The sequence below is a fragment of the Paraburkholderia sp. CNPSo 3272 genome, from assembly GCF_024206495.1.
In the GTDB taxonomy this organism is placed as follows: Bacteria; Pseudomonadota; Gammaproteobacteria; order Burkholderiales; family Burkholderiaceae; genus Paraburkholderia.
Map to the genome: position 1 here is coordinate 13,166 of NZ_JAMBPQ010000025.1, position 12,882 is coordinate 26,047.

At 63.7% G+C, this 12,882-nt stretch carries 11 protein-coding genes; 5 read left to right on the forward strand and 6 right to left on the reverse strand.

Annotated elements, in window-relative coordinates; all coding sequences use genetic code 11:
- Positions 1 to 129: 129 nt before the first annotated feature.
- Positions 130 to 954, reverse strand: coding sequence for a phosphate/phosphite/phosphonate ABC transporter substrate-binding protein (locus M3I53_RS25590; RefSeq protein ID WP_254318633.1), 825 nt, complete (start codon positions 952 to 954; stop codon positions 130 to 132).
- Between the two features lie 166 nt (positions 955 to 1,120).
- On the opposite strand from M3I53_RS25590, the gene M3I53_RS25595 reads away from it, so the two are divergent.
- Positions 1,121 to 2,083, forward strand: coding sequence for a fatty acid desaturase (locus tag M3I53_RS25595; protein ID WP_254318634.1), 963 nt, complete (start codon positions 1,121 to 1,123; stop codon positions 2,081 to 2,083).
- 3 nt (positions 2,084 to 2,086) lie between these two features.
- On the opposite strand, the gene M3I53_RS25600 is transcribed toward M3I53_RS25595, so the two are convergent.
- Positions 2,087 to 3,259 (reverse strand): epoxide hydrolase family protein, encoded by a 1,173-nt coding sequence (locus tag M3I53_RS25600; RefSeq protein WP_254318635.1) that lies wholly within the window; start codon positions 3,257 to 3,259, stop codon positions 2,087 to 2,089.
- Between the two features lie 369 nt (positions 3,260 to 3,628).
- Between M3I53_RS25600 and M3I53_RS25605 the strand changes: the two genes are divergently transcribed.
- The 4 genes from M3I53_RS25605 (at position 3,629) to M3I53_RS25620 (ending at position 9,305) form a co-directional block, all read left to right on the forward strand.
- Positions 3,629 to 4,654, forward strand: coding sequence for an amidohydrolase family protein (locus M3I53_RS25605; protein WP_254318636.1), 1,026 nt, complete (start codon positions 3,629 to 3,631; stop codon positions 4,652 to 4,654).
- Positions 4,655 to 4,742: 88 nt separating this feature from the next.
- The gene (locus tag M3I53_RS25610) at positions 4,743 to 5,471 is read left to right on the forward strand and encodes a substrate-binding domain-containing protein (RefSeq protein ID WP_254318637.1); all 729 of its coding nucleotides are present in this window, start codon (positions 4,743 to 4,745) and stop codon (positions 5,469 to 5,471) included.
- A gap of 196 nt (positions 5,472 to 5,667) precedes the next feature.
- Positions 5,668 to 7,443, forward strand: a complete 1,776-nt coding sequence (locus tag M3I53_RS25615) for a tannase/feruloyl esterase family alpha/beta hydrolase (protein ID WP_254318638.1) — start codon at positions 5,668 to 5,670, stop codon at positions 7,441 to 7,443.
- A 512-nt stretch (positions 7,444 to 7,955) separates the two neighbouring features.
- Complete coding sequence (locus tag M3I53_RS25620) at positions 7,956 to 9,305, forward strand: MFS transporter (RefSeq protein ID WP_254318639.1); 1,350 nt, start codon at positions 7,956 to 7,958, stop codon at positions 9,303 to 9,305.
- Between the two features lie 283 nt (positions 9,306 to 9,588).
- Here the strand turns inward: M3I53_RS25620 and M3I53_RS25625 are convergent, their stop codons facing one another.
- The 4 genes from M3I53_RS25625 to M3I53_RS25640 all read right to left on the reverse strand — a co-directional run bounded on the left by M3I53_RS25625 (position 9,589) and on the right by M3I53_RS25640 (position 12,845).
- Entirely contained in the window at positions 9,589 to 10,209 is a 621-nt protein-coding gene (locus M3I53_RS25625; RefSeq protein ID WP_254318640.1) for a hypothetical protein, read from the reverse strand.
- Positions 10,210 to 10,240: 31 nt separating this feature from the next.
- The gene (locus tag M3I53_RS25630; protein WP_254318641.1) at positions 10,241 to 11,977 is read right to left on the reverse strand and encodes a ShlB/FhaC/HecB family hemolysin secretion/activation protein; all 1,737 of its coding nucleotides are present in this window, start codon (positions 11,975 to 11,977) and stop codon (positions 10,241 to 10,243) included.
- A gap of 17 nt (positions 11,978 to 11,994) precedes the next feature.
- On the reverse strand, positions 11,995 to 12,498 hold the full coding sequence (bamE, locus tag M3I53_RS25635; RefSeq protein ID WP_254318642.1) for an outer membrane protein assembly factor BamE: 504 nt from the start codon (positions 12,496 to 12,498) through the stop codon (positions 11,995 to 11,997).
- A gap of 164 nt (positions 12,499 to 12,662) precedes the next feature.
- Positions 12,663 to 12,845 carry a hypothetical protein gene (locus M3I53_RS25640; protein ID WP_254318643.1) on the reverse strand — a complete coding sequence of 61 codons (183 nt, stop codon included), beginning with the start codon at positions 12,843 to 12,845 and terminating at the stop codon, positions 12,663 to 12,665.
- Positions 12,846 to 12,882: the final 37 nt, after the last annotated feature.

The window sequence follows — 12,882 nt, forward strand, 5'->3', positions numbered from 1 at the left end:
CGGGTTGGCTTCGTTCGGCTCGGCTTATGGGGCGAGTGTCGGGGAGAGCCGGTTATGTCTGCGGCACGACCGTTTGACTCAACCGGAGGACCGCTGCGCGGCATTTGTTGCGCGCATCGCGTGAGGCATTCAACGAAGTTCGGGATAGCCTTGCTGCGCGGCGGCATTCGCGATTGCTTCGATCTCGGCGTACGTCTCTCCCCTGAGTCGCGCGAATCCGCGCAGGCGCAACCTGCCTGCGCGCTCGGCGTCGGCTGCATGAGCGGCATCTAGCGCATCTCGCAGCGCCTGCTTCTGATCGTCGCTGAGTGCGTGCGAGGCGATGAGCGGGAGTCCGGGTGCGGACGCTGTCATGCCGATGGTTTGCACGCCATCAAACCGTTCGGGGTGCGAATCGTGCAGCAATGCGAACGTGACGCAGTCGATGGCGCCCACGTCGGCGGCGCCGCTTGCCAGCGCATCTAACGTGGCCGCGTGCGAGCCTGTCCAGAGCACCGAGGCGAAGAAGCGGCCCTCGCGTGCAAGCGGCGCGACCGCGTGGCGCAACGCGTTCATGCCGCTATGCGAATCCGCGCTGTTGCATGCGGCGCGCAGGCCGCGGCACGCTTCCAGCGTTTTCGCGCCGCGTTCCCACGCCTGAGATGAAACGGCGAGCACGCTTCGATAGCGCGGGCCTTCGCAACCGAGTGCGTCGAATATCGGGGTCGCAATCAGGCAGACTTCGTTGGCCAGGCCGAGCATGCGGTACGGAAACCCGCACGTCTGCGAGAGCAGCAAGTCCTCGCGGCGCCAGTGCGGCATGAGTTCGCCCTCCGGCGCGTTCTCGATCGTGACGTCGCCTATGTCGAACGAGCGCGCCACGATGCCCAGACTGTCGCTCAACAGCGAGCGCCACGCCGCCGCATGTTGCGGCGTCACGTTGTACATCGGCAGGGAGGCGATCCAGCGGGTCATGGGCGCATTCTACGCGCGCGTTCGTGGCGCGTCGCGCGGCACAGTGAGATAAGCAAATGGCAATTCGTTGGTTGGTGAGGCCCCGCGCGTTCGGTATGGTGAGGACCTGCGTTCCTTTGCTCTCCGTAGGGAGTGGCACCATCCTTCATCGCGGGAGCTGGCGAACATGGCCGAATACTTCGACGCAGACCACGCGCGGGAAGTCGCCGCGCTCGCCACCGGGTTCACCGCACGCACGGAATGGCCCACGTGGCTGCTCATCGCCGCGATCTACGGCGGCTGGTTTGCGGTGCTGGCGTTCCTGCGCTCAGGCCTGCTCACGCTCGTGGCCGCCACGCCGTGCCTCATCGTGCTGTGCGCATGGCACATGTCGCTCCAGCACGAACTGCTGCACGGTCATCCCACACGGTTCGCATGGCTGAACATGGCGCTGGGCTGGCCCCCGCTCGCCGTCTGGTTTCCCTATGCGGTGTACCGCGAGAGCCATATGGCGCATCATCGCGACGAAGCGTTGACAGTGCCCGGCATCGACCCCGAAACCAACTACGTGCAGCACGAGCAGTGGGCCCGCCTGCCGCGCTGGCATCGCGTGCTGTGGCGCGCACGCAAGAGTTTCGTGGGCCGTGTGGTGATCGGCCCGCCCATGAGCGTGGCAGCGATGCTCGTCGGTGCGGCGAAAGCGCTGCGAAGCGGCGACTGGCGAGCCGTGCCGATGTGGCTCGCGCACTGCGCGGCCGTCGTGGTGCTTCTCGCGTGGGTGCAGCGTTACGCGGGCGTGCCGTGGTGGTGGTATCTCGCCGCCGTCACCTGGCCCGCGCTCGGGCTCGCGATGGTCCGCTCGCTGTACGAGCATCGCGCGGCGTCGCATCCGAAGGCGCGCATCGCCATCAACGAGGCCGGGCTTGTCATGCGCTTTCTGTATCTGAACAACAACTACCATCTCGTGCACCACGATCTGCCGCGCTTGCCGTGGTTTCAACTGGCGCGCGCCTATCGCATGCGGCGCGACGACTATCGGCGCAAATGCGGCGGATTCGTGATCGAAGGCTACGCCGCGCTGCTTAGGCGTTACGCGTGGCGCGCTACGGATGCCCCCGCGCATCCGTTCGGCGACAACGCCGCGCAGTGACCTTCATTCCCGAAACCGTTTAAAGAAGCGGCGAATGTCGGCCGCGAGAAGATCGGGCTCTTCCATGGCGGCGAAATGGCCGCCGCGCGGCATGTCGGTCCATTGCGTGACATCGAACACGCGCTCGAGCCACGACCGCGGCGGATGATTGATCTCCTTGGGAAAGCGCGCAAAGGCGACGGGCGGCGCCACGCGTTGCCCGGCCGCGAAGCGAAACGGCTGAAGACGGTTCTCCCAGTACATCTGCATGGATGTGCCGATGCTGCCCGTGAACCAGTACAGCGAAAGGTCCGTCAGCAAGGTGTCCTTCGAGAACCGGCGCTCGATGTCACCGTCGCAGTCGCTCCATGCGCGAAACTTCTCGCCGATCCACGCGGCCAGTCCCGCGGGAGAGTCGTTGAGCGCCGCTGCCGCCGTTTGCGGCTTCGTGCTGTGCATATGCGCGTAGCCGCCCTCCAGCGCCGCCCAGTCGGTCTTCTCACGCAGATAGGCCTGTTCCGCCTCAGTGAGTGGGGCTTGCGCGGCGTCGATTGCGGGTTCGTACGAGCTGGGCAGGAAGTTCAGGTGGATGCCCTCGACGGCCGGGCTGTGCCGCGCGGCGAGCGCAATGGACACGCCCGCGCCGAGGTCGCCGCCCTGCGCACCGAAACGCTCGTAGCCGAGACCGCGCATCAGCGCGGCCCACAGGTCTGCGATTTGGAACGCGGAGGTGCCGGGCGCTCCCGGCGCGGGTGAAAAGGCAAAGCCCGGCAGCGACGGGACGACGACGTCGAACGCTTCGGCCGGGTCCGCGCCGAATGCGGCGGGGTCGCAGAGCCGGTCGAGCAGCGCATGGAATTCGACGAACGACCCCGGCCAGCCGTGCGTGATGACGAGCGGGTAGGGCTTCGGGCCCGCGCCGCGCCGATGCACGAAGTGCACGCGCTGGGCACCTGCGCCACCCGCACCCCCCACTTCAGCCATAAATTGCGGCAGCCGGTTCAGCGCGCGTTCGGCGGCGCGCCAGTCGTATTCGTCTGTCCAATACGCGACGAGCTCGCGCAGCCACGCACTGTCGGCCCCTTGTTGCCACGCCGGCGAGGGCGTAGCGTTGGCCCAGCGCGTGGCGCGCAAACGCCGGCGCAGGTCGTCGAGTGCCTCTTCGGGAACGCGAATTTCGAATCGGTCGATATGCATGGTGGTTCATCCGTACGCTGGCAGGCCGAGGAACTGACGATTATGAGCGAATTCGCCGCAGCGCATCGGCCGCCTCAGGGACCCTTCGAATTCCATCGATCGCTTACCAGATGTTTATCGAGGCATCGATTTAAGTTATCGGAGTTTGGCCAGCGAGGCGGGGCGGCGCGCCGCCTCATCCGGGCGCGCCGCTGCGGCGCAAACCCCACCGCGTCCATGGTTGCCGGTATTTTCAGCCGTCGGCTCCCGCACTCGCTTATTGGCGCCAGCGGTATTATTTGGGCAGTCTAGGTAATAGCCCTGGCTACTAGCGCGGTGGGGCCAATTCGTACCGTAGCGCCACGATTCGAATCAGCAGCAGAGGTCCCAATGATCATCGACATTCACGGCCACTACACTACGGCGCCCGCAGCGCTGGAGGCGTGGCGCAAACGCCAGATAGCGGGCATCGCCCATCCGTCCGGGATGCCGAAGGCATCGGAGCTGAATATCAGCGACGACGAATTGCGCGAATCGATCGAACTCAATCAGCTCAAGCTGATGCGCGAGCGCGGTCTCGATCTGACGATTTTCAGCCCGCGCGCGAGTTTCATGGCCCATCACATTGGCGACTTCGAGGTGTCGAGCACCTGGGCCGCCATCTGCAATGAGTTGTGCCACCGCGTGAGCGAGCTTTTTCCGGAGCATTTCGTGCCGGCCGCGATGCTGCCGCAAAGCCCGGGTGTCGATCCCGCCACGTGCGTGCCGGAACTCGTCAAGTGCGTGGAGCAGTACGGCAATGTAGCGGTCAACCTGAACCCCGATCCCTCGGGCGGCCACTGGACGAGCCCGCCGCTTTCCGATCGCCACTGGTACCCGATCTACGAGAAGCTCGTCGAATACGACATTCCCGCGATGATCCACGTAAGCACGAGCTGCAACGCGTGCTTCCACACCACGGGCGCGCACTACCTGAACGCGGATACGACTGCGTTCATGCAGTGCCTGACGTCGGACCTGTTCCGCGATTTCCCCACGCTGCGGTTCGTGATTCCGCACGGCGGCGGCGCGGTGCCTTATCACTGGGGGCGCTTCCGGGGCCTCGCGCAGGAGCTGAAGAAGCCGCCGCTCAGCGAGCATCTGCTGAATAACGTGTTCTTCGACACCTGCGTCTATCACCAGCCCGGCATCGACTTGCTCACGCGCGTGATTCCCGTGGACAACATTCTGTTCGCGAGCGAAATGATCGGTGCGGTGCGCGGCATCGACCCGGAAACGGGCCACAACTACGACGACACGAAGCGCTATATCGAAGCCGCGCATGTCGATGCCGCGGATCGCTACAAGATTTACGAAGGCAACGCGCGCCGCGTGTATCCGCGCCTCGACGCGCGGCTCAAGGCAAAGGGGTTGTGAGCGCGCGCGTAGCGGCTCGCAGTCCATGCGACACCAGCGAAGCGCAAGACAAGGCGGCCTCGCTCACTCTGGACTGAAACGGAAGTCAATGACAAAGGACGATGTGAAAAGCAACGCCGCACTGGCGGGGGTCGGGTCGATGGCGACGCGTCTCCTGCTCGCGGGCCTCGCCGAGCAATACGAGCGTGAAACGGGGCAGCGGCTGACCGTTGCGGCGATAGGCGGCGTGGAAGCCGCGCGCCGCGTGCAGGCCGGCGCGGCATTCGATTTCGCCGTGCTGGCCTCGGCGGCGATCGACCGCCTGGCGGCGGGCGGGCACCTCGTCGGTGCGCGCATGGACGTCGTGCGCTCCGGCATGGCGGCGGCCGTCGCCTCCGGCGCGGCGCACCCGGATATCGGCACCGAGGGCGCACTGCGCGAGACGATGCTGCGCGCGGCGCGCATCGGCTATTCGACGGGGCCTAGCGGCGACCATCTGTTGCGGCTGGTCGAGCGCTGGGGCGTGGCCGAAACGCTCAGGCCGCGCCTCGTGATGGTGCGGCCGGGCGTGCCGGTGGCGAGCCTGATCGCGGCCGGTGAGGTCGAGATCGGCTTTCAGCAATTGAGCGAGCTAAAGGATGTGCCGGGCGTGGACGTGATCGGGCCGCTCCCGGCCGGGGCGCAACTCGTCACGGTCTTTTCCGCGGCGATCTGTGCGGTGTCGCAGCAGCGGCAGGCGGCAGCGGATTTCCTCGCGTTCCTCGGTTCGGCGCGCGCCGAGGCGACCAAGCGGGCGTTCGGCATGGAGCCGGCCGGCAACGCGGCGTACGGGCCGTAGCAGGGCACGAGCAAGACGGCAATAAGGGAAATAGAAGGGGCAATATAGAAGGGGCAACAAGGCGATTGCATTGGACATTTCATGTCGCATGGTCCACGTATCCACAGTAATTAGGCTTACTAATCAGAAAAAACAGAATCGGAGGCGTGAAAGTGAATCAGAAAAAAACCAGGACGTACGACACCAGGAGGCAAGCATGAGAAACCTGCATACCCGACGGCTTTTCACGAGCGTGCGCGCTCGAGCAGCGTCGCTGCTCTCGCTGTTCGCACTCTTCGCGGCGGCCACCCTCGCGGCCGCGTGCGGCAGCGGCGGCAGTGGCAGCAGTAGCGCCGATACGTCGAAAGCGCCGCTCGCAGTCGTGGCGCCCGTGGTGGATTGCTCGAAGCTGGCGTCGGTCGACATCACCGATATTGGCGGCGCGGGCAGCGCGATTACTTCGGCTAGCGTGACCACGGCGACCATCAACGGTGCTTCGGTCAACTTCTGTACCGTAAAGGGCACGCTAGCGCCTTCGAATACATTTGAAGTGGCGCTGCCGGTGAGCACGTGGACGCAGCGTTTTGCGGCGCTGGGCTGCGGGGGCCTGTGCGGTAACCTGAGCGACCCGACCCAGCAGTCGTCGTTCAGCTTCAGCTACACGTGCCCGCTCGTGCAGGAAGGCGGCTTCGTGACGGCGGCGACCGACATGGGCCACTCGGGCAACGACGCGACGTGGACCACGGACCCGCAAAAGCAGGCCGATTTCGCTTATCGCGGGCAGCACATCACGACGCTCACGGCGGAGAAGCTCATCAAGGCGTACTACGGCCAGACGCAGAAGTACGCGTACTTCATCGGCTGCTCGGACGGCGGCCGCGAAGCGCTGATGGCCGCCCAACGCTATCCGAACGACTATAACGGCATCATTGCGGGCGCGCCGGCTGCGCACTTCCAGATCCAGAACTCGCTGTATCACGGCTGGAGCGTGGAGTCGCAAAGCACGACCGGCGACAGCACCGGCAACGCGACACTCTACGCCGACAACGCGCTCGTGCTGCACAAGGCCGTCGTTGCGGCATGCGGCGGCCAGGCGGGGGTGCCCGATGGTCTGATCGCCGATCCGCGCACCTGCAACTTCGATCCCGCATCGATCCAGTGTGCACAGGGCGCGACGAACACGAGCAACTGCCTCACCGCAGCCGAAGTCGCTACCGCGAGCAAGATCTATGGCGGACCGGTGGACGCGACAACGGGTGAGCGCATGTTGGCGGGCTCTCCGCAGATGGGTTCGGAGGAGAACTGGGTGGGCGTGGAGGTGCCCACGACGAATTCGACGGCCACGCCGGTTTCGGTGAAGAACCTGTTCAGCTACATGATCGTGACGGGTGCCTATAACCTGATCTTCACGGGCTCGCCCACCATGCCGACCATCGACACCTTCGGCTACACGGATGCGAACTTCTACCCGACCTACCTGCAGGCCAACCATCCGCTGATGGACGCGACAAACCCCGACCTCTCGGCGTTCAAGAAGGCGGGCGGCAAACTGATCCTGTGGCACGGCTGGGCGGATCAACACATTTCGCCGCTCTTCACGATCCAGTACTACGAAGCGATGCAGAACACGATGGGCGCTTCGAACGTGAGCGATTTCGCGCGCATGTACCTCGTGCCCGGCGTGGCTCACTGCGGCGGCGGCGAAGGCTTCCCGAACATCGACCTCGTCTCGCAGATCACGGCGTGGGCCGAGCAGGGCACGGCGCCGAACGCGGTCATGACGTATCAGACCGATTCGTCGAACAACGTGACGGCCAGCCGCCCAGTCTATCCGTACCCCGCAGTCGCGCAGTTCACGGGCACCGGCGACTGGCATCTCGGCGCGAACTGGACGCAGGGCGCACCGCTGTACAACCAGTCCACCCATACCTGGGCAGGCTCGAGCTTCTATGCGACGTACACGCCGGCTACGCTGGGTGTTGCCGCGCCTTAACGTGAAAACTTCAGGCGCACTCGCTTGATTCACCGTTGAACCGGCCAGCCCTTCGGGGCTGGTTTCTTTTGCATCCCGATAACTGAATCGCATGACAAAGGCAGCGGATCGAACGGCGCCGCCGCCTCGAAAAGCGGCGCGTATAGGAGCGCCGGCTGGCGATGTAGCGGCAACTGAATTCCGCACGATCGTCCGGCGTGTTTGCGAATCCTTTCGGAGAGCATCGATTTTGCTTATCACGCCGGATTCGATTGGAGCCGCGGGCCAGGTCGGACAAGGCGCGGGCCGATTACCCGCGGCCCTTATGCGGCGCGGCTTCGCGGACGGTATCGCAAGTGCGGGCGTGCCGAAATCGCCCATGCAGATGGGCACGGACGTATCCAATATGTGGTTAACCCGCACTTTCGGACGAGGGGTTGGCCACCTATCGTGCCCCCGACGGATAGCAGTTCGTTGAAATTCGACTCGGGCACGAGCGAGCGGCAGACCACAGAACGGACAGGAGACTAGAAATGCCTGGCAGCAAAACAATCGATATCAAGGCGTTCATCGACGAACGCCACATTTCGGCCTATCAGTGGCTACTGGTGGCGCTGTGCTTCCTCGCGGTGACCGCCGACGGCATGGACGTGGCTATCATGGGCTTCGTCGCGCCCTCCATCATTCACGAGTGGGGCATTTCGCGCCCCGAGTTCGGGCTTGTCATGAGCGCCGCGCCCATCGGTCTCGTGATCGGCGCGCTCGCCGCGGGGCCGGCCTCGGACCGCGTTGGCCGCAAGTGGGTGCTCATCACCTCCGTGTTCCTCTTCGGCGTGTTCACGATTCTCACGGCATTCACGCAGTCGCCGGCGTCAATGGCGGTGCTGCGCGTGCTGACCGGTATCGGTCTTGGCGCGGCCATGCCGAACTCGACGACGCTGCTCTCGGAGTACTCGCCGCAACGCCGCCGCGCGCTGCTCATCACGATCATGTTCACGGGTTTCAACCTCGGCTCCGCGTTGATCGGCTTCGCGGCGGGCTGGCTCGTGCCGAACCACGGCTGGCGCGCGGTGCTGATTTTCGGCGGCGCCATTCCGCTCGCACTCGTGCCGCTGCAGGCCTGGCTGCTGCCGGAATCGGCGCGTCTGCTCGCCGTGCGGGGCGCGACAAGCAAGCGCATTGCCGCGACGCTGAACCGCGTGACCGGCGCGGATTTCGCGGGCGACGAGAACTTCGTTTCTACGGAGCCGCCGCTGCCCACGCGCAAGCCGATCGGCGTGCTGTTCTCGGAAGGCTATGGCGTGATGACCCTCGCACTGTGGGTCACGTATTTCATGGGCCTGCTCGTCATCTATCTGCTGACCGGCTGGCTGCCCACGCTAATCAAGGACGCGGGCCTCTCCATCACCGTGGCGGCGAACGTCACGGCCATGTTCCAGATCGGCGGCACGATCGGCGCCGTGCTGGTGGGCTGGATCATGGACAAGGTGCGTCCGGCGCGCGTGATCAGCGCGGCGTATGTCGGCGGCGGCATCTGCGTGCTGGCGCTGGCCGGTGTGGGGGCGCTTTCCTCGTCGCTCGCGCTGCTAGTGTTTGCCGCGGGCTTCTGCATGAGCGGTGCGCAAACGGGCCTGAACGCCTACGCACCGGGCCGCTATCCGACGGTTGCGCGTGCAACGGGTGTGAGCTGGATGTTGGGCATGGGCCGCTTTGGCAGCATCTTCGGCTCGGCCATCGGCGGTGCGCTGCTGGGTCTCGGCTGGGAATTCGCTGCGATTCTCGCCATGCTCGCCGTACCGGCGGTGCTCGCGGCGCTTGCGATCCTGGTTTCGCAGCGTGCGCGTCATTCGGAACCGGCTACGCAGGTGAGCGCGGCTCACTGAGCTGGATTTAACAACAGCGCTGGACTGATCGGCGCGGCGGTGCGAATTGCACTGCCGCGCCGTTTTTTTATTTGGTGTGAGAGCGGAGGCAGCGCCTCCGCTTTAGTGCCGTTCGGCTAGTCAAATCCTGAACGCACCCACCGTTTCGATCATGGTCTGCGCATTCCTGCCCAGCGTGTGGGCCGAAATCGAAAAGTGATTCACGAGTGCGCTGTCTTCCTGCGTGAGCGCTTAGATAGGATCGAGAGCCTGCTGGTCATCGCCTGTGTCGCCCACTCATCCGTTACTTCGTCAGGCGCACAACGTACAGCGCCGCCTGGTTCGGAGAGCCGGCGACGCTGTAATTCGGGCTGACGGCCATCAGCGGTCCTGGAACCGTCGGAGAATAGGTCACGCCCGCAGCCGTAACGGTCGCCAGCTCGAGTGCAGGAGTGCCCGTCACAGGCTGCGTTGTCGAGAAATTGAACGTCAGCATCCGGTTGTCAAACTGCGTGATATCGCCAGCGCCGCCTTCCGTGATTTCGTAGGCGAAGGGCGTCGTGATGCCTGCGGGCACCGGGTCAGGTTTGCCCAGGCAGAGCGTCAAGGCGCGCGTAACGCCACCTGTGGGGGTCTTGAATGTCAGCGTTGCGATATTGTCATTGGAGACCATCGTCATCGCCGTGCCCGCAGCGATACTCAGGGGGATATCGAGGCGACTGTAGCTGGCCGGACAGTTAAACGTGCTCGATTGCGGCGATGAGGCCGTATCCGGCGCAGAGGCCGCACCTGGCGAGGATACGCCCGCGGAGGCCGATGAATCCGCACCGGATGCTCCGCCACTGCCGCCGCTGCCTCCACCACACGCGGCCAGCAGCACGGCGGCACCGATCAGACCCATCGAAAATATTCGGCTCATCAGCATTGTTAGCTCCTTATGGTCAGTGAATCGCACATCAGAATTGCCCCGTCACCTGAAAGCCCAGCGTCACGCTTGGCGCGGGGAAGCCGCGCGGCGCGTAGACCGGCGTGCCGGCGAACACGTCATAGCTGAACGCGCCCAGGCGCGAGGGCACGGAGCCCTTGAAGCCGAGGACCGCGCCCGCGAGTTGCGTCCCGGCAAGAAACGCCGTAGATGGTCCCCAAAGGTGGCCGTAGTCGAGGCCCGCATAAAGCATCTGGCCTGTTGCCCCAAGCGGATACTGGAGTTCGTTGCGCCAGTAGAAGCCCTTCTCCGCGGCCAGCATCGTTTCACCGCTGAAGCCGCGAACCGTGTAGCGGCTGCCGATGGTCAGGTCATCGATATAGTTCAGTTCGTCGTTGGTGAACTGCCCGTGCAGAGTGCCGACATAACGCAGCGTCTTGCCGGCCACCGCGAACGGAACCGAGAGATTGGCGTCGAGCGTCGCCATGTGGAAATAGTACGTAGGCCCACTCGCTGTATCCGGCATCGCCCCGAGCCAGCCGATACCCTGCCGGTAGGCGAGCGTGCCGTCGAACTGCGCCGCGCCGAAGTAATGGCGATTGGTCAGCCCGGCCTCGATGAAGGTGTTGTCGCGCTTCTGCTGTGGGATTTCGACGTCATCGATGAAGCTCGCGCCAAAGCGCTTGATTAGCTGAAACTCGACGCCCGAAACATCGTTCTGGCTACGACGAATGACGCGCTCCAGCTTCAGACCCGCTGTCTGCGCGTTTCCGCTCGAAACGAACGTCTGGTTGACCCCGGCAATCTGCTGGTAATACGTGTTCGTGTAGCCGAACAGCGTGCCCGTCCAGTAGCCCCACGGTACCGCATACGAGGCATTCCAGCCGTGTGTACCGAGGTCGTGGTTGCCGAACTGCAAATCCTGGTTGTAGCCACCTGAAAGCACGTCGTTGATGCCCAGGAGGTTATAGAGCGCGAGCGACACGTTGCCGATGTAACGGCCCGTAGCGTCGCTGCCCGAGTTATCCGCCGAGACGACGAGCGACCATGGTTTCGCGCGCTTGACCGTAACCACGACATCACTCTGGCCGGGCTCGGTACCGGGCACTATCTCCATGGAGGCGTCCTGGTTCGGGACGCGCTTCATCTGCTCCAGTCCCTGTTCAAGGTCGCGCAACTGGAGGATGTCGCCGTCGCGAGCCGGAAAGGCGGTTTTCAGCGTGCCCCGTGTACTGGCGTCGGCAAACTTCAGGTTGCGGATCACGCCCGGTATGAGCGTGAATTTCATCGTCCCTTTCGAGAGGTCCTGGGTCGGCACGAGTACGCGTGTCGTGATGTAACCGTGGCTCAGGATGACGCCTTGCAGGCCCTTCGCCAGCATGTCAACGCCTTGCTTGCCAACACATTGGCCCTCATAGTGGCCCAGCCAGTCGTGCAGGAATCCGAACGGATCGAGCGGCAACGCCGATGCACCCTTTACACGAACTACCTCAGGCAGCGTATCGGGAACCTCGACCGTGAAGGTGTCGATACGGAAGCACGGCGTCTCGACGGGCAGTACGGGGTACTCGCCGACTACGGGCTCGGTCGAGCGTACAACGGGCGCGGCGACGGTCGCAGCGCGCTGCTGCGCGTCGCGTCGCTGCTCGACCTGCTGTTGCTGTTCGGCGTTGGTACGGGCCGCCACATCGGGCGGGGTCTGCGCGTGGACAGCGAGCGGAATCAAGGCCGTCAGTGTCCCCGCTGACAGCCGCTTGGTGCGAGTCATTTTTCGTGATAACCGGGTTATTGCGGAAGAATGCCGCCCTTTACTTCTTCCTTGCTCGACTGCATGGCGAAATTCTTCACGACACCCTTGTCGTCAAAAAACACAACAAGTTCCTTTTTGTCCACGTCCTGCCCAGACATGAATATGTTGGCGAGAGGCACAAAATTGATCCCCTTGGCAGTGGAGTGCGAATAGCGGTAACGCCAGATTTCATTGCCGCTGTCGGTAAACGATGTTTCGGTTGGGTCCCCGAATGTAGCGCGCACGTCATCCTTCGTGCTCTTGCCCTTGGTAATTTTCTCGCCGACCGATGCGGCGCTCTCATCCTTGAGTTTCTGGACGCCCGCACTTGCGCAGCCCGCTAGTACGGCAGCAACGATCAACCCAGTAGCGATATTTTTGTAGAACACTGCCTTGTTCCCTTTAATAGTGTCGGCCTTATCTATCTTCGCCGTTGCCGACCCCACGACGAAGAAGTGAATGATCAACGTGATGGAAAAGCCCAAACTCTGGCGGTTCAACAGAGCGCACCCCTCGCGCTCCGGATACGCATCCCGCTGCTGCTGGACCTGTCGCTACTGTTCGGCGGTCGTGCGGACCGCCGCATCGGGCGGAGTCTGCGCGAGGACCGCGAGAGGAACGAGAACAGCAAGCGGAACTAACAAAAATTTCTTCTTGCTTATTTTCACTTGTTGCTTTCGTCATCGTCATTTTCGCCGCTCTTGCGGGCCTTCTTGTAGCTGCTATCGAATGGCTTGATATGCGCTAGTCGTGCGCGAGAACACATCCCGCCCACCGCAGCAAGTCCGAATCCAAACAACGAAAAGAGCGCGCTCCAGATCGAAGGAGTGAGGTACTTGAATGTCACGTAGCAAATTCCAATACCTATCGCTATAAAAGCGGAA